Source organism: Peptacetobacter sp. AB845 (assembly GCF_047528295.1).
Lineage (GTDB): Bacteria > Bacillota > Clostridia > Peptostreptococcales > Peptostreptococcaceae > Peptacetobacter.
In genome coordinates, this window is the sequence record NZ_CP180001.1 from 1,924,283 (window position 1) to 1,941,461 (window position 17,179).

The 17,179-nt window shown below is 30.9% G+C and carries 13 protein-coding genes and 1 riboswitch; of the genes, 2 read left to right on the top strand and 11 right to left on the bottom strand.

Annotation, left to right across the window (positions count from 1 at the left end):
- Positions 1 to 189 precede the first annotated feature (189 nt).
- The 8 genes from ACK2WO_RS09105 to ACK2WO_RS09140 all read right to left on the bottom strand — a co-directional run bounded on the left by ACK2WO_RS09105 (position 190) and on the right by ACK2WO_RS09140 (position 9,279).
- A complete protein-coding gene (locus ACK2WO_RS09105) occupies positions 190 to 906 on the bottom strand; it encodes a pseudouridine synthase (protein WP_414697570.1) in 717 nt (238 codons plus the stop codon).
- A gap of 26 nt (positions 907 to 932) precedes the next feature.
- Positions 933 to 1,652, bottom strand: a complete 720-nt coding sequence (locus ACK2WO_RS09110; protein WP_414697571.1) for a hypothetical protein — start codon at positions 1,650 to 1,652, stop codon at positions 933 to 935.
- Positions 1,653 to 2,149: 497 nt separating this feature from the next.
- The gene (gene lysA, locus ACK2WO_RS09115; RefSeq protein WP_178411691.1) at positions 2,150 to 3,442 is read right to left on the bottom strand and encodes a diaminopimelate decarboxylase; all 1,293 of its coding nucleotides are present in this window, start codon (positions 3,440 to 3,442) and stop codon (positions 2,150 to 2,152) included.
- Between the two features lie 30 nt (positions 3,443 to 3,472).
- On the bottom strand, positions 3,473 to 4,666 hold the full coding sequence (locus tag ACK2WO_RS09120) for an aspartate kinase (protein WP_414697572.1): 1,194 nt from the start codon (positions 4,664 to 4,666) through the stop codon (positions 3,473 to 3,475).
- A 165-nt stretch (positions 4,667 to 4,831) separates the two neighbouring features.
- Positions 4,832 to 5,000, bottom strand: a riboswitch (Lysine riboswitch).
- A 144-nt stretch (positions 5,001 to 5,144) separates the two neighbouring features.
- Complete coding sequence (locus ACK2WO_RS09125) at positions 5,145 to 5,696, bottom strand: CD3072 family TudS-related putative desulfidase (protein ID WP_414697573.1); 552 nt, start codon at positions 5,694 to 5,696, stop codon at positions 5,145 to 5,147.
- A gap of 221 nt (positions 5,697 to 5,917) precedes the next feature.
- On the bottom strand, positions 5,918 to 6,475 hold the full coding sequence (locus tag ACK2WO_RS09130; RefSeq protein WP_178411365.1) for a CD3073 family putative ECF transporter S component: 558 nt from the start codon (positions 6,473 to 6,475) through the stop codon (positions 5,918 to 5,920).
- Positions 6,476 to 6,671: 196 nt separating this feature from the next.
- On the bottom strand, positions 6,672 to 8,411 hold the full coding sequence (locus ACK2WO_RS09135) for a hypothetical protein (protein ID WP_414697574.1): 1,740 nt from the start codon (positions 8,409 to 8,411) through the stop codon (positions 6,672 to 6,674).
- 199 nt (positions 8,412 to 8,610) lie between these two features.
- Complete coding sequence (locus ACK2WO_RS09140; RefSeq protein ID WP_414697575.1) at positions 8,611 to 9,279, bottom strand: hypothetical protein; 669 nt, start codon at positions 9,277 to 9,279, stop codon at positions 8,611 to 8,613.
- A gap of 331 nt (positions 9,280 to 9,610) precedes the next feature.
- On the opposite strand from ACK2WO_RS09140, the gene ACK2WO_RS09145 reads away from it, so the two are divergent.
- Positions 9,611 to 11,275 carry a glutamine--tRNA ligase/YqeY domain fusion protein gene (locus ACK2WO_RS09145; protein WP_414697576.1) on the top strand — a complete coding sequence of 555 codons (1,665 nt, stop codon included), beginning with the start codon at positions 9,611 to 9,613 and terminating at the stop codon, positions 11,273 to 11,275.
- Between the two features lie 557 nt (positions 11,276 to 11,832).
- Here the strand turns inward: ACK2WO_RS09145 and ACK2WO_RS09150 are convergent.
- The 3 genes from ACK2WO_RS09150 to ACK2WO_RS09160 form a co-directional block, all read right to left on the bottom strand.
- Positions 11,833 to 12,447, bottom strand: a complete 615-nt coding sequence (locus tag ACK2WO_RS09150) for a hypothetical protein (protein ID WP_414697577.1) — start codon at positions 12,445 to 12,447, stop codon at positions 11,833 to 11,835.
- 177 nt (positions 12,448 to 12,624) lie between these two features.
- Complete coding sequence (locus ACK2WO_RS09155) at positions 12,625 to 14,313, bottom strand: gamma-glutamyltransferase family protein (RefSeq protein WP_414697578.1); 1,689 nt, start codon at positions 14,311 to 14,313, stop codon at positions 12,625 to 12,627.
- An 81-nt stretch (positions 14,314 to 14,394) separates the two neighbouring features.
- Complete coding sequence (locus tag ACK2WO_RS09160) at positions 14,395 to 15,660, bottom strand: hypothetical protein (RefSeq protein ID WP_414697579.1); 1,266 nt, start codon at positions 15,658 to 15,660, stop codon at positions 14,395 to 14,397.
- A 255-nt stretch (positions 15,661 to 15,915) separates the two neighbouring features.
- Here ACK2WO_RS09160 and ACK2WO_RS09165 point away from each other — a divergent pair, with 255 nt between their 5' ends.
- Positions 15,916 to 17,091: an efflux RND transporter periplasmic adaptor subunit gene (locus tag ACK2WO_RS09165; protein ID WP_414697580.1), complete on the top strand. Its 1,176-nt coding sequence runs from the start codon at positions 15,916 to 15,918 to the stop codon at positions 17,089 to 17,091.
- Positions 17,092 to 17,179 lie beyond the last annotated feature (88 nt).

Here is a 17,179-nt window from a genome sequence, read left to right on the forward strand (position 1 = left end):
GTTTTTATCAATTCATCTAAAATTTTGTTTCTGCAAAAGTGCAATCTTTTATAAATTTATAAACGTAAAAAATGTAATATTAGGTAAATTTATAAATGTAATTGGTGTAATAATTTGCAAATTTATAAATAAAAAAATGTCGCTGAAAATAATTTTACTTACCTTCAACGACATTTATAAATCCTATAATTATTTTACACTTTTTAAATATTTTACTTCATCCTCTGTTAGATTTCTATACTCTCCAACTTCAAGGCCTCTTATGTTTATTCTTCCCATCTGAATTCTTCTAAGATTTCTAACTGGATGTCCTATAGCCTTGCACATTTTTCTGACCTGTCTATTTCTGCCCTCATGAATTGTTATTTTGCAAACTGAGTAATTTTTTTCTTCATCTGCTTTTACAATTTTTAATTTTGCTTTTGCAGTTGTGTAATCTTCTATTTGTAATCCATTTTCAAATCTTCTTTTTTCTTCAGGCGAAATTATACCATTTACCATAGCTAGATATGTTTTTTCAACTTCATGTTTAGGATGAGTTAGTTTATATGTTAAATCTCCATCATTTGTAAGAATTAATAAACCACTTGTCTCGTAGTCAAGTCTACCTACAGGATAAACTCTTTCCTCTACATCTTTTAATATATCTAACACACTAGGTCTATCAAACTGATCTTTAACTGTTGTTATATACCCTTCAGGCTTATTTAAAAGTATATACACCTTCTTCTCTTCCTGGTTTATAGGCACTCCGTCAACTTCAACTATATCCTTTGTTTCATCTACTGTTGTTGATAATTCAGTTATTAGCTCTCCATTAATAGTAACTCTTCCAGAAATTATAAGCTCTTCAGCTTTTCTTCTAGATGCTACCCCACAAGAAGCTATATATTTATTTATTCTCATTTTAAATCCTTTCCAAATTTATTATTCTATTCCTCTTCTCCTCCAGAAGCTCCATTATCTGAAGAACCTCCTCCTGATGATGAGCCTCCACCGCTATTTCCAGTGTTTCCGCCTGATGAGCCTCCACTATTTGATGAACCATTATCTGATGAAGAACCTCCTCCAGATGATGAACTTCCACCTGATGAGCTACTTCCACCACTACTTCCACTGTTTCCACTTGATGAGCTTCCACCTGACGAACTATTATTATGTGTTGGTTTTTCTGGCTTATTTATATTTGAAGATGAATTTGAATGTAATGCATCAGACTCTACCTGACCTTTATTGTTCTTAGCAGCTTCTTTTGCATTTTGTTTTCTCTCTTCTCTTTCAGCATTTAAATTTTCAACTAATTTCTCTAACTCAGACTTTTTCTGTTCTGCTTCTTTCTTTATTTTTGACGAACCATTCTTTAACCGTAGAATCTTTTCTACTTCTTTTAATGCTTTTTCGTATTCTTCATCATTTTCATAATCTTCCACTCTTATCATTCTAATGGCTTGACCATACATGTCTCTAGCAACCTTATTCTCACTATCGCCTTCTAACACATCTGAAAATTTCTGCATAGCAGTTTTATAATCGTGTTTCTCTAATGCAACCTGACCTTCATTAAAAAGTTCAGACCCTTCATCAGACTTACATGCTGTCAAACTAAGCGCCATTATCATGCTAAGTGCAATCAATTTTATTTTAAGTTTCATAGCATTACCTCCTACTTATTCACTATAATTTTAACATATAAAAATAAAAAATGACAAGATAAATAACTGTGCCGTATCTCATCCTTCAAAGCATATAACTATATTCTCCTACTCTCGATGTACGCAGCTTCAGAATTATAAAAAATTAGAGCTACTTGTAAACTTTCAACAAGCCTCTTTTATTAGCCATAATCTTCTATAAATTTAGTGTATTATATAGAGTAGGAAAAATAAAAGCTTACCAATAATAATGTAAATATGTAGCATATGAGTCATATAGACAAAACTCTCTCGACAATCTGCAGACGTGGGTTTTAATTACAACAAAAATAGTTTACCTACACGCACGTCGAAGCCTGGAGAGAAGTTTGTCTATATCTCATATGCTTCGCATAATAACAAAGGATTGGTAAGCTTATGTTTTTACTACTCTATATTCACTAAACATAAAAGATTATTCTAAAAAGGGCTGTTGCAATTTACAACAGCCCTAAGTTTTATAATTCTAAAGCAAGTATATCTTCGAATGTTTGTCTTTTACATACTGGTGTTATTTCACCATTTTTTACAGCTATTACTGCTGGTTTCTGAATTTTATTGTAGTTTGAAGCCATTGAGTATCCATAAGCCCCTGTTGATGTAGTTATTAAAATATCGCCACTTTCTATTTCTGAAATAGCAACATTATTTATTAGTATATCTCCACTTTCGCAGCATTTTCCAGCAATAGTAACTCTATTTTCTGTATCTCCATTCATCTTATTTACAATGCTGCATTCATATCCCGCATGATATAGAGATGGTCTGATATTATCAGTCATACCTCCATCAACACTTACATACACTCTAACATCCTTAATCTCTTTTATTGATCCTATTGTGTATAGTGTACTTCCTGCATTTGCTATTACAGATCTACCTGGCTCTATAACAAGGTGTGGAACTTCCATACCTAGCTCAGCACAAGTTTTTTCTGCTCTTTCAATTATAGATTCACAGAAATCTTTTATAGCTCTTGGTTTATCTTCTTCAGTGTAATAAACACCTACTCCTCCACCTAAGTCTACATCTGTTAATTCTATTCCATATTTTTCTTTTATTTCCTTAACAAGATTCATCATAACATCTACTTCATCAAGGAATGGTTCAAGTTCAAATATCTGAGAACCTATATGTGCATGAAGTCCAACTAATTTAATTCTTTTGTACTCTTTTAACTTTTCGATTGCATTGTATAAATCTCCATTTACAAGTGCAAATCCGAATTTTGAGTCTATCTGTCCTGTTTTTATATACTCATGAGTGTGAGCTTCTATTCCTGGAGTTATTCTAAAGTATATTTCCTGTACTTTATCTTCTCTTTCGCAAATTTCTTCTAATAAATCTAATTCATAGAAGTTATCAACTACGAATTTTCCAACTCCATACTCTACACCCATCTCAACTTCTTCTCTTGTTTTATTGTTTCCATGGAAGAATATGTTCTCCATTGGGAATCCTGATTTATGAGCTGTGTATAATTCCCCACCAGATACTACATCAAGACACATCTTTTCTTCTTTTATAAGTCTACACATATATCCTGGTAAAAATGCTTTACCTGCATATGCCACTCTATTTCCATTTTCTTCAGCTTTAAAATATTTTCTGTATTCTCTACAATTATCTCTTATAAGCTGCTCATCAAATACATAAAGAGGTGTTTTGTATTCTTTTACCATATCTAGGCAATTTACACCACCAATATAAAGTTCGTCATTTTTTATTTCCATACTCCCATGAAGTCTCATATCCTATTCCCTACTTTCTTTCAATTTCTTTTATACATTAAACTCTTCGCACATTTTCTGTATAGCTACTTCTTTATCCGAAGTATTTATTGCACAAGTTATTCTGATTTCTGATGTTGTTATTAATTTTACTCTTATGTTGTTTTCTTTGAATATTCTAAATACCTTTGAAGCAACCCCTGCAGTGTGTTTCATTCCAAGTCCAACTAATGAGAATTTTGTTATATCATTGTCTACAGCTACATTTTCGTCTGAAGTGTATTTTTTAGCTAATTCTATACATTCTTCTACTTCATCTTTTGGTATAGTAAATGATACGTTTAATTTTCCATCTATTGGAGCTGTCTGGCTTATCATATCCACACTTATAGATTTATTTGCTATATCTTCAAATAGAGCTGATACGTTGTCCATATCTAATTCTTTTATTGTTATTGAGCTATCTGCATCACTTGTTGCTATTCCTGTTATTACTTTATCTTCTAATTTCATGTTTTTTCCTCCTCTTATGTATGTTCCTTTTACTGTTCCACATGTACGTCCTACATATACTTCTACTCCATATTTCTGAGCTAGTTCTATACTTCTTGAATGCATAACTTTTGCACCTAAGCTTGCAAGTTCTAGCATTTCTTCATATTCTATTTCATCAAGTTTTTTAGCATCTGCATAAGCTCTTGGATCTGTGAAGTATACTCCATCTACATCTGTGTATATTTCGCATTTTCCGTTTAATTTAACCGCTAATGCTACAGCAGAAGTATCTGATCCTCCTCTTCCTAGAGTAGTTATATCTCCTTCGTCATTTATCCCCTGGAATCCAGTAACTACTACTACATATCCCTCATCTAAACTTTCCTGTATTCTATCAACATTTATATCATCTATTAATGATTTACCATGATTTCCACTTGTATGTATGTCTAACTGGTAAGCATTGTAGCTTATAGCTTTACATCCTAAAGATTCTAATGTTATGGCAAGCATTGATGCTGAAATCATTTCTCCAGTAGATAAAAGAGCATCTAGTTCTCTTTTACAAGGTTTATCTGTTACTGACTTAGCCATATTTATATATCCATCAGTAGTTTTTCCCATAGCTGAAACAACTACTACTATATTAGAATCTGTTTTCTTTCTTTCTATTATTCCCTCTGCTATTGTTCTGATTTTATCAGTATCGGCAACAGAGCTTCCACCGTATTTCTGTACAACTACACTCATTCTTTTACCTCCTTGCGAATAATAAAACTCAATCTTACCTTTAGCAAATTCCCTATTCTTTTGCCAAATATATCGCCTTTTACTTTAATATTCAAATTTTACTTCAATATTCAAAATAAAAAAAACGGTTCAAAGGAAACTTTGAACCGCTGTATTCATACAAAGTAACCTTGTAGCTCAACACTTATTAAAGCGACAGTCCAGTATATATTATATACAGGCCCAGAAAGAATTATCGCCATATATTCTTTCTTCGGCTATATCCCCTTTCTCTAAATTCAACGTCTGCCAACTCCTTTAGATACTATTGAACAATAGCGCCTCTACCTTGGTTTATTATTCTGTTTTTTTTGATAAGTATATTAAAACATATTATTTCCAATATTGCAACTTTTTTTCTGAAAATTTTAAAATTTATGTAAAAATTATTTATTACACCTAAATTTTAAATTTTTTAGCAATATTTTTTAATATTTTTTTACTTTATAGAATTTTTTATTCTCTCACATATATCGTCTGCAGTTTCAGTCTGGAATCCGAACATTTCTAACTCTATTCCATTTTCAGAAAGTATTTTTGAAATTTCGTCTATAAGTACACCTTTTTCTCTCACATATTTTATACTATCTATAGTCTGTCTAAGATTTGGGTTGCTACCTATTTCTCCTCTCCAATCTCCTACACAAGTAAGGTCTACACCACAAGATGGACTTCCATCTATCCCTAATATTCCTATTATATTATAGCCATTGTTTATATATTCCTGTAGCTGCTGTAGATATACTTCAAATTCACATCTACATACATTTCTAAAGTGAGGTGTGTCAAACTGGTCTTTAACATGTCCCCATCTCTTTGTTCCGTACATTATAAGCTCTGGACATGGAAGCTGTATTATCCCAATTCCATTTTCTATAATTGTTTGCATTACTTTTCTTCTAGCTTCTTCTCTTCCTTCTTCTTCTCCAAAACTTTCTACCTTAGAAAAAGTGTTAAGCATACAATGAGATACAAGTATAATATCTTTCATTTTATATATTCCCCCTAATTTATAATATATTTCATTTATAAAAATTATATCATATTTAAATTCATCTCTTTTTTAATTTATTACATCTAAATTTTTAAATGATTGAAACTCCTTCACAAAATCACAATAAAAAAGAGTTATCGTAAAATATATTTTAATGTATATACGATAACCCTTTTTTTAAATATTTATTTAGGATTTTATGAATTTCATTCTAAATATTAATTTTCCTGTGATTTAAACTGAGCAAGGAAATTCTTAGGCATTTTAGATATAAATAATACAACTAATAAACAAGATAATGGTTTATCTACTATATTACTTAATATTCTTGGTATAAATGCTGCTGTGAATATCTGCTGTCCAGCCTGTAAAAGTGCTCCAACTAATAAGTCAGCTCCACTTCCGCTAAGTCCACCAAACATATAAACTGATATAGGTGTTCCTATCATAGGACAAACTACTGCAAGTATAATACCTGTTATAATAGCTTTTTTATAACCGAAGTTTCCTTTTTTAGCCATAAATCCTACTATAAGACCTGTAGCTATATTAACTATTGCGAATGGTATGTTTGTAGGGTCTGATATAACACCTAATACAAGGTTACTACATCCACCTATTAAAGCACCCCATAATGGTCCGAGAACTACTGCACCAAGTATAGTACCTATTGTGTCAAGGAATAGAAGAGGAATCTGTATCATACCCATAACAGTTCCTAATACAAGGTTTACTACAACACACATAGCACTAAATGTCAATTTTTTAGTATTCATAAAAAAATACCCCCCATTTTTATTTTATTATATTCCACTAAATATCTTATTACACTTTATTAAAAAAATAAAATAGATTATAACTATATACTCATTTAATCTTCATAGATTAAATCTATAACTCTATTAACTTTATAATGTAAATTGTAATTTAAAAAGGCTACTGCAAAATCGCAATAGCCTTATCATAAAAATATTATTCTTCTTGTGTTTCTACTTTGTTTGTAGTTTCTTTTTTATTAGTTTTATTTTCTTCTTGTTTTTTATCTTCTGATTTTTTATCCTTAACCTTAGAATCTTCTTTCTTTTCGACAGTTTTTCCTATATTGTAGTTATCGAATTCGTCAATTTCTATTACATCTTTTTCATCTTTAGAGAAAGTAATTTTTATTTTATCTCCCTCTTTTGTTAGAGGTAATTCCTTAGAAATTTTAGAAGTTGCATAGAATATATTGCCATCATCTGTATCTAAAGTCAGATAGTATATAGTATTACCATTTTTAGTATCTGCGGCAATTCTCTTAACTGTACCTTCAAGTTCTTTGTCAAACTCATCAGATTCATCTATTTCTAAACCACTTCCACCAGACTCTAACGCATCTTTATAATTTTTCATTGCTTCTGCCTTATCCCGTCCAACTCCAACTATGTTGTAGTCCTCAACAGATACGAATACGACTCTCTTAACAAGTCCAGCCTTATCTTTTAATGATGATACGTAAGTTGGCTGACCTAATATATTATACATAACAGGGAATGTAGCTTCATAGTTCTTTTCCTGAACACTACCTTCCGCAGATTTCATAGCTGCCATTTCTGTTGCACCTGGCTGTTTATAAAGTTTTGCTTCTTTAGTTCTTGAGTCAACTAACATAAATCCTATTGTAGACTCATCTCCACCTGCTGAAGTTATTCCTGTATACCAATATGATTTATCATCTTCACCGTATACTAAAGAAGTTCCTTCTGTAGCCTTTAATACACCTTTTTCAGATATTACAGAGTTTATAAATCCATTTACATATACTCCCCAACTATTTATCTGGTCAATAACAAATTCTTCTGGTTGAATTCTATCAACCCATTCTGGAGTATCTTTTATAGAATAGAACTTAGTCTCTCCTGTTTTAGTATCGACTATTGCAGTTCCATTTACATTTGCTCCTCCAAATCCTACTTTATGCTCATAAAGAGAAACTACCCAGAATGGCTTACCATTATCGTCAATTTCTAATGTATAGTCTGCCATACCTCTGCTCATTCCACCTTTTATATATACATGTCTGTGTAAGTCCTGAAGTATGTATGCATCTGGCTGATATACTATTTTTACATCTTCTCCATTTGCCTTTTGCACTAATTTAACATCCTGAGGATCATTTGCAGATACCATAACGTATCCATTTGTTCCTCCCATATTAGTAACCCATTTTATAAAATCTCTATGTACTAGAGGTGCTACCCAGTAAAGTTTTTCTCCAACCTTTTGTATGTGGAATTTTCCTAATTTAGAAACACTTCCTATAGCTGGAACCTCACCTAATTTCTTATCCCCTAGCTTCATTGCCATATCTTCATCTACTATTCTGATTTCATTTACATTTACAGGGCTAACATCCTTTGTAAACTCACTTTCTTTTACAGTTCCAAGTAGATTTCTATATGCTTTTGCTCTTATTATAGGTGTAGAAGCTAAAGTTGGTAAAACAACTGCAATCGCTAATATTCCTATAGCTATTTTAAAGTTCCTTTTATTTGTAATAGTGAATCTCTGCTCTTCTCTGTCAAATACCATATTAAGTATTCCTGCTATTACAAAGAACATCGCTAGTACATAGTATAAAGAAGTGAAATCTATTCTAAGTACCGGCAGTTTTACAAATGCATACACAGCTGTTATTATAAACGAAATAACATATGACTTAAAATTTTTCATATTTTCTCCTTTCCATCCCATTATATTAAATTTTTTACTTTTTTATTTTTAAATCCTTAGTGAAGATTATATCATATAAAAAAACGGTTTGAGTATTTATTTTACTATTCAAACCGTTTTTTATTAATTCTTTAGTTTTTATTCAGTTTTTAATTTCATTATCTAAAATAATGTCTATCTAGCATAATGTCCTTTTTTACTATGCAGCTGGTTTTAGAGAATTTCCATATTGAACTAATATATCATAAGCATACCGCATTGCATCTCTTAAAGTAATCCGCATATCAGTTTTTAACTCGTTGTTTTCAATTTTTATTCCTGTAAGATTTAAAGGTTTCAATGTTTCTGGAGGAATTATAATTGATCTATCTCTTATCTCAAACGGAATTTCACTTTGCTGTGATGCCAGTATTTTTGCAAGAATTCCTCCTGATATATTAATTTTACCTACTTTAACATTATCTATAGTAACCACTAAAGCTCCATTTTCTACAGATGGAACTGCTGTTACAGTAGCTTTAGTTTTTAAAAATTCTACCTCAACAGGAACAGTTACATTCAGTTTATCATCAGATATTTTTATCTCATTGGCAATCATATCGTCCTCATAATTTTTCATAAATGTGTAAACAATATTACTTATATCTTGTGCTGTTAAAGTCATGCTTCCTTCAAAACTTTCTGTTTCTCTATTGAATTTTAGGCTTTGAAGTATTCCCATCTTTATAATATCTTCTTTTGTTATTTCTCTGTTACCAGTTATATCCTGTTGCACTCCTCCTTCTGGCTGCAATGCATAGAAAAGACCTCCCATTGCTAATGCAATTACAACTAGAATACCTACTAAAATTTTTAATACTTTTTTCATAAAAATCACTCTCTCTTCGTTATTTTTACTAAATTCACTTTATGTATTAATTTCTTTTTTCATTATACATCTTTTTTAAATTTATTTCTATTTTTCTTATATGTAATTAATACCCTAAACGTTTTCATGTCACACAAAAGATATTTTTAATTTTAATTTTAAGCCAATAGTTTCAAAAAATATCACAAATTCTTCTAATCCTCTTTATTTTTTTCATATATTAGATTAAAATTAATGTATATTATAAATAAAATTAAACTGGATTTTTCTATTCTATTGAGCGATTTTAATAAATAGAAATTCAAAATATATGCTTTGGAGGAATAATAATATGGCAAATGAAACAGTATCATCTAACTTTATAAAAAATATAATTATTGATGATTTAGAAACAGGAAAACATAAAAGTATAGTTACTCGTTTCCCACCAGAACCAAACGGATACCTACATATAGGACACGCAAAAAGTATCTGCTTAAACTTTGGTCTAGCTAAAGAATTTGGTGGTAAAGTTAATATGAGATTTGACGATACTAACCCTACAAAAGAAGATGTAGAATATGTAGACTCAATAAAAAACGATGTAAACTGGTTAGGATTTAACTGGGACGATTTATTCTTTGCTTCTGATTACTTTGAAGAAATGTACAATAGAGCGGTTTTATTAATCAAAAAAGGTAAAGCATTTGTGTGTGATTTAAATGCTGATCAGATAAGAGAATACAGAGGAACACTTACTGAACCTGGTAAGGAAAGTCCATACAGAAATAGATCTATAGAAGAAAACTTAGATTTATTTGAAAGAATGAAAAACGGAGAATTCGCTGACGGAGAAAAAGTTCTTAGAGCTAAAATAGATATGTCTAGCCCTAATATAAACTTCAGAGACCCTGTTATATACAGAATAGCTCACACTACTCATCACAATACAGGAGATAAATGGTGCATATACCCAATGTACGCATTTGCTCACCCACTAGAAGATGCTATAGAAGGAATAACTCACTCTATATGTACTCTAGAATTTGAAGAACAGAGACCTCTTTATGATTGGGTTGTTAGAGAATGTGAAATGGAAAGCGTACCAAGACAGATAGAGTTCGCAAGATTAAACATGACTAACACAGTAATGAGTAAGAGAAAATTAAAATTACTTGTTGATAACAATATAGTTGATGGTTGGGATGACCCAAGAATACCAACAATATCTGGACTTAGAAGAAGAGGATATACTCCAGAATCTATAAGAAACTTCTGTGCTGAAATAGGTGTTGCTAAAGCAGACTCTACTGTAGACAGCCAGCTATTAGACTTCTTCTTAAGAGAAGACTTACAGCCAAAAGCACCTCTTGCAATGGCAGTTTTAAGACCTGTTAAATTAGTTATAGACAACTATCCAGAAGACCAGGTAGAAGTTCTTGAAGTTGAAAACCATGCTAAAGACGAAACAAAAGGTAAGAGAAAAGTTACATTCTCTAAAGAATTATACATAGAACAGGAAGATTTCATGGAAGAACCTGTTAAAAAATACTTCAGATTATTCCCAGGAAATGAAGTTAGACTTAAAGGTGCATATTTTGTAAAATGTACTGGATGTGTTAAAGACGAAAACGGAAATGTTGTAGAAGTTCATTGTACTTACGACCCAGAAACAAAAGGTGGAGAAAGCAACGACGGACGTAAAGTTAAATCTACTATACATTGGGTAGACAGTAAAACAGCAGTTCCAGCAGAATTTAGATTATTTGAACCATTAATACTTGATGATGTAGAAGAAAACAAAGGAAAAGACTTCTTAGATCAGATAAATCCTAATTCTCTTGAAGTGTTAGAAGGATTCGTTGAAGAAACTCAGTTAAAAGGAGCTCAGCCTCTTGATAAATTCCAGTTCTTCAGAAACGGATTCTTCAGTGTAGATACAAAATACACAACTGAATCAAAAATGGTATTTAATAGAATAGTGCCATTAAAGAGTAAATTCAAATTAAATAAATAATTTTATGTATATATAAAGATGGCGCAAGATTTTCTGTTGCCATCTTTTTTAATGCTCGAAAATAATATCCAATCTATTCTCCAGGCTTCAGCGCCCCACAATGTCAGAATAACACATTTAGCAGATGTGGGGCGCTTGCAGAATTGTCGAATACGATTTGGATATTATTTTCATCGCAAAAGATGTCAAACAAAAAACACTTTGCGCCATCTATACTTACCTAAAAACTACTTATTTAATTTTGAATTTACACCTTTAATGATTACTATCAAGGGCAGTGATGTGGTTAGTTAGAACTTTTTACCCTCTCTTATCGTAATGCAACTTGTAAAAGTATTTAAATGTGTATATAAAAAAAGGTTGTAGTTTTCTCATAGATTTTTATTCTACTTAGCTCAAAGTCACAAATTAGTCGAAATTCGACAATCTGGAGACGCCTCACAGCTTATAAATGTGTTACATAAAAGTGTGAGGCGTCGAAGCCTGGAGATGAGACTATTTGTGATTTGAGCTGTACAGTTAATAATCTTGAAAAACTACAACCCCTTTATATACTCCTATTTAAATACTTTCTTACAAGTAAATTTTTCCATAGTTTTTACTAAATCGTTGAAGTAAGGTACTTCTATATTAGATTCTACATGTAATACTGTATCCCCTTTTAGTGGTTCTCCACCTTTTTCTGTTAGTTTCCCCTCTTCACCGTATAGATACTCGTTGAATCTTCTTATTTTGCTTCCAGTTTCTTTCATTTCAAGTATCCAATTTACATCTGTTCTTTTTACTTCATGAGTTTTTGCGTATTCGTTTATGTTTCTCCAACTCATTACATAGCATTTTAGAACATTGTTTAAAAATCTTCTATATTTTAAGCTTCTTATTTTATCTTCAGAAATCTGCTCCATATTGTCAAATGAAGGCCCTTCAAATTCTTTGATCCAAGCACCGACCATATTTTTTTCCATAACTATTTTTCTGCATAGTCCGTCTTTTTCTACAGCTAGGCTAACTTCTTTTATAGCATTATACATAAATCCGTATATTTTACCGAATTCGCAGCCACAACCTTCACATCTATACGGATTATCAATTTCTTCGTTTACCTTTCCTTCTCTTACTATTTCCAATATTTTATCGCTAGTCCCACACAGTGGACATATTTTTTCTTCCATTTTTTCCCTCCTCATCTGCAAAATATCAAGTTATATTTTATAATAATTTTTAATATTTAACAATAATCAAGCAAATTATTTGAATATTTAACATATATAAACTTTAATATTAATAAAACATCTAAATAATATTAATAAAATATCTAAATCAAATATTTTATCCAAATCATATATTTACTAATATACAGCAACATGTCCGTCGCATCTTTTTTCTGTTCCGCAAATATATCCGCCTTTTTCGTTTTTTAGGATAATCTGTCCTCTACCCATATTTATTTTATTAGATACAACCTTAATATCATGACCTTTTTCTTTTAGACCCTCTGCTATTCCTGTTTTAATATCATCCTCAACTTCAATTTTCATTCCGTCAATCCACTGCCATCTCGGTGCATCAAGTGCTTCTTGAGGATTCATTGCAAAATCAATTAAATTTGTAACTGCTTGGAACTGACCTTGAGGCTGCATAAATGCTCCCATTACGCCAAATGCTCCAACAGCTTCACCATTTTGCTTAATAAATCCAGGAATAATTGTATGATAAGGCTTTTTAAATGGTTCAACTATATTATCGTGATTTTCATCTAAGCTAAAGTTATTTCCTCTATTGTGAAGTGCTATTCCTGTTCCTGGAATTACAACTCCTGAGCCAAAGTTCATATAATTACTCTGTATGTGAGATACCATATTTCCATCTTTATCTGCAGTACACATATACACTGTCCCACCACAGAATGGTTCTCCAGCTTCTGGGTATAACGCCTTTTCTCCTATTAATTCACTTCTCTTCTTTGCGTATTCTTGATTTAACATTGCCTCTACAGAAACAGTCATTTTCTTAGGATCTGTTACATATTTCTTAGAATCTGCAAATGCCAATTTCATACACTCAATCATTTTGTGTATATTATCCACAGTTTCTTTTTCTTCATCCAATTTTAATTCTTTTAGTATATTTAGTGCAATTAACACAGTTATTCCATGCCCATTTGGAGGAATTTCGCATATATCATATCCCTTGTAGTTTGTGCTTATAGGCTCAACCCACTGAGGATAGTATTTTTCTAGGTCTGATTTTCTTATCATTCCACCAAATTTTCTACTATGTTTATCTATTAATTCAGCAATTCGACCTCTATAGAAACTCTCTGCACCAGTATTTGCAATTTCTTCAAGAGTTTTTGCTTGCTCTTCACATTTAAAAATATCTCCTGCTTTTGGAGCTTTTCCATCTATTGTAAATGTATTAAACCAATCTTTTAAAAGCTCTTTGTCTACAAGCTCTGATTTTATACCATTTTTTTTATTTGTCTTTCTTTCTAATTCTTCTTTTGAAAGATTGTCTAACATCTTTAAATCATTTGAATAATCTTCAAAAGACTCTTCCCAAAGTTTTGCAACATTAGGATAAACTACATACCCTTCTCTTGCATAGTCTATTGCAGGTTTCAAACATTCATATAATGATAACTTTCCAAATTTTTTATTTAACTCTGCCCACGCTGCTGGAATTCCTGGCACTGTTACAGCACCAAACCCATGTCTTGGCATTTTTTCAAGTCCTTCATAAGCCTCTTTTGTCATAAGCTCTGGTGCAAAGCCACTAGAATTTAATCCATATAATTTCTTTTCAGATTCTATCCAAACCAATGAATATGCATCTCCTCCAATTCCATTGCTTGTTGGCTCAGTAACTGCAAGTGCTGCAGCAGTTGCAACAGCAGCATCTACAGCATTTCCACCTTTTCTCAATATATCTAATCCTGCCTGAGCTGCCTGTGGATTTGAAGTGGATACTGCTCCACTTATTGCATACATAACATTTCTTTCTGATTTGTATCTATTTGACAAAACATTAAAATTCATACTATATCCCTCACTTCTCAATTTTATTTTCTTACATTTATAATTGTACTTCTTCACTTTTATAACTTTACTTTTTATATTTTATCTGTGTATTTTATAATACTCACATCCAAAAATGCTTTTCCTATTACATTTTACCACTGCTTCTGGTAAATTTTCTAGACTATTATAAATCGCCGCAGAAATAGATGCGTTCTCTTTTTTCCCATCTATCACCACATCAGCATAATAACGTCTAAGTCCCTTTGCTGATCTACTAGTGTCTTTTTCAAGTGCTATTACAGTTTCATGATTTTCTGGTGTAAATGTAAGTGCGTTGTTTAAATGATCAGTAGTACAAACTATTATCAAAAGTATTGCCATGGCAACAGTAAACATTTTACTAGTCTTTTCTCTTATTTTACGTTTTTTGAGCATTATCATATAAATTGCAAACAGTATTAAGAAGTAAATCAATCCAAATTTAATTTCATCATAATTTACATAATTTAATTTAGGTAAATTATATAGCATCAACAAAGCTATAATTGCAGATGCATAAGGTATTTCATAGTGAAATTCTCTTCCGTCCTTTGTCTTAGTTGGAACTTCAACAACCATTTTAGGATATAGATATATATAAAGTCCCCAAATGAAAAGAAGTTCTACAGACCAAACAATACTTCTTATACGAGTTCCTAAAAATAAAGCCAATATCGAAATAACCCACATTGCTATATTTAGCTTTCTTATCATCTCTTTTTCTTTATTTATCTGTGCTAATCTATCTTTCCTCTTTATGTGTTTTATCTCAGCTTCTCTGTTTTTCTCAATTTTATTTCTTGTATTCAAAATTAAATTATCTATCTTTCCATTTTCTTTATCTCTTATTTCAACTCCATTTCCCTTAAAAGCAACTATTGCTTCTTCAATTCCTTCGTATCCATTATTAAATGAAGCTATTTTCTTTCCTTCTTTAGAGAAAATCGTATAATTTTCGTCGTTTATTTTATCAAACTGTACAAAACCTATCTCATTGTATAGATAAATTTTCTTTCTAGCAAATGTTGGAATATACTCCACTCCCTCATTAGTTAAAATTATTTTTCTTCTATAATATTTTATTATTCCGTAAATGAGCACTGCTGCAACCATAATCTCCATAATTGTACATACCACTAACATGACTCCATCATTTTTTGACATAGCTAAATTATAAGTAATTACAGAAAATATACCGTTAAAAACAAGCCCTACAAAGTATATATATAAATTTATTTGTTTTGTTTTTATAATTGCCCTCTTAAAAGAATATCCCTGTAAATTTTTCACCGATTTTTCTTTTGCCTTCTTATTTTTCTTAGCCATAAAAATCACCTCTTCTCAAATAAAAATTAAAATAATTTTCAGATTATTCTTTAAGATTATTATCTCATCATATTTAATATTTAACAATTGTTTTATTCACCTAAATAGCCATTATTTTTTATTTGTTAATTTAAAAAATCTATAAAATTAACTACATAATTTTATAAATACCTTTGACTTATACATACTAGTTTCATTATAATAGTAGTATGGTTTTTAATTATAATTGATTGTATTATTTGAAAGGAGGAAATTATGGCAAAGATTAAAGCTTTCTTTGGAAAAATTAAAAATGCTATTATATCCGGATTTAAAAAATTTGGAAATTTCATAAAGAATCATAAAAAAGGAACTGCTGTTGTACTAGTAGTATTACTTGCTGCGGGATTTATGGTCGGAACTGACTATGTAAGAAGAACTAAGGAAGAAGAAAAACTTCGGGAAAAATACGAAATTTATAAAATACCAGCTTATGAAAATATCGATATAAATGGTATGGTTACACCTAGAGAGTCTAAACAGTATGCAACACCAGAAAATAACTCTTTAAGTGATATAAGTATTGAAAATGGTCAGGAAGTTAACGACGGAGATTTATTATTTACAACTAAAGATAACTCTGTTGTAGAACAGATAAATGTATTAAAATCTCAGTTAAGTAGCTTAAACTCTCAGAAATCTAATTTAAGTAGAAATAATAAAGATAATGCAAATAATGCTGCAATAGCTTCTATAAATTCTCAGATTTCTTCAGTTGAAGCTCAAATATCAGCATTAAATAGTAGTGCTTATGTAAAAAATACTGCTCCATTCGCTGGAAAAGTATATATAAATGACCAGAATTCTACTGATATGAACACATCTTTCATATCTCTTGTTAGTAACGAATTCTTTATGAAGGGATATGTAAGCGAAGACGATTTATCAAAAGTTCAGATAGATCAGACTGTAAGTATTAAAGTTAATTCTTCTGATAAAAAAATGACTGGTAGAATAAGCTATGTTTCAGATAGACCAACAACTACTAAGACAAAAGAAATGAAAGATAATCTATCTTACTATGAAGTAGATATATCTTTTGAAGATCAAGAAGGATTAATAAATGGTTTCCACGTAGATGCTGATTTAGAAATAATCTCTAATGAGTATAAAGTTCCTACATCTGCTGTATTAAAAAGTGGAGACTCAGCTTATGTAATGAAAGACCTTGATGGAATACTTAAAAAACAGGAAGTTACTGTTGTTAAAACAGGTAAAAATGTAACTAAAATAGTTACAAACCTTGAACCAGGAGATAGAATATTAAAACATCCAGATAAGACTATGAAAGAAGGAGATGCTATACCTTCTGCTGGACTTGTTGATAAATCTCCAAAAATAGATCCAGAAGAACTAAAAATACCTGATGTTAATGGTCAAATAGAAGAATAAAATATATAAATGGGCTGTTGCAAATTTGCAATAGCCTTTTTTAGTGCATAATCACGATTATTTGCTCTCCAGTCCTCAGCGTTCCATA

Coding starts and splice junctions, on each gene's coding strand:
- ACK2WO_RS09105 (WP_414697570.1), bottom strand. CDS start 906: ATGAGAATAAATAAATATATAGCTTCTTGTGGGGTAGCATCTAGAAGA.
- ACK2WO_RS09110 (WP_414697571.1), bottom strand. CDS start 1,652: ATGAAACTTAAAATAAAATTGATTGCACTTAGCATGATAATGGCGCTT.
- lysA (WP_178411691.1), bottom strand. CDS start 3,442: ATGAGACTTCATGGGAGTATGGAAATAAAAAATGACGAACTTTATATT.
- ACK2WO_RS09120 (WP_414697572.1), bottom strand. CDS start 4,666: ATGAGTGTAGTTGTACAGAAATACGGTGGAAGCTCTGTTGCCGATACT.
- ACK2WO_RS09125 (WP_414697573.1), bottom strand. CDS start 5,696: ATGAAAGATATTATACTTGTATCTCATTGTATGCTTAACACTTTTTCT.
- ACK2WO_RS09130 (WP_178411365.1), bottom strand. CDS start 6,475: ATGAATACTAAAAAATTGACATTTAGTGCTATGTGTGTTGTAGTAAAC.
- ACK2WO_RS09135 (WP_414697574.1), bottom strand. CDS start 8,411: ATGAAAAATTTTAAGTCATATGTTATTTCGTTTATAATAACAGCTGTG.
- ACK2WO_RS09140 (WP_414697575.1), bottom strand. CDS start 9,279: ATGAAAAAAGTATTAAAAATTTTAGTAGGTATTCTAGTTGTAATTGCA.
- ACK2WO_RS09145 (WP_414697576.1), top strand. CDS start 9,611: ATGGCAAATGAAACAGTATCATCTAACTTTATAAAAAATATAATTATT.
- ACK2WO_RS09150 (WP_414697577.1), bottom strand. CDS start 12,447: ATGGAAGAAAAAATATGTCCACTGTGTGGGACTAGCGATAAAATATTG.
- ACK2WO_RS09155 (WP_414697578.1), bottom strand. CDS start 14,313: ATGAATTTTAATGTTTTGTCAAATAGATACAAATCAGAAAGAAATGTT.
- ACK2WO_RS09160 (WP_414697579.1), bottom strand. CDS start 15,660: ATGGCTAAGAAAAATAAGAAGGCAAAAGAAAAATCGGTGAAAAATTTA.
- ACK2WO_RS09165 (WP_414697580.1), top strand. CDS start 15,916: ATGGCAAAGATTAAAGCTTTCTTTGGAAAAATTAAAAATGCTATTATA.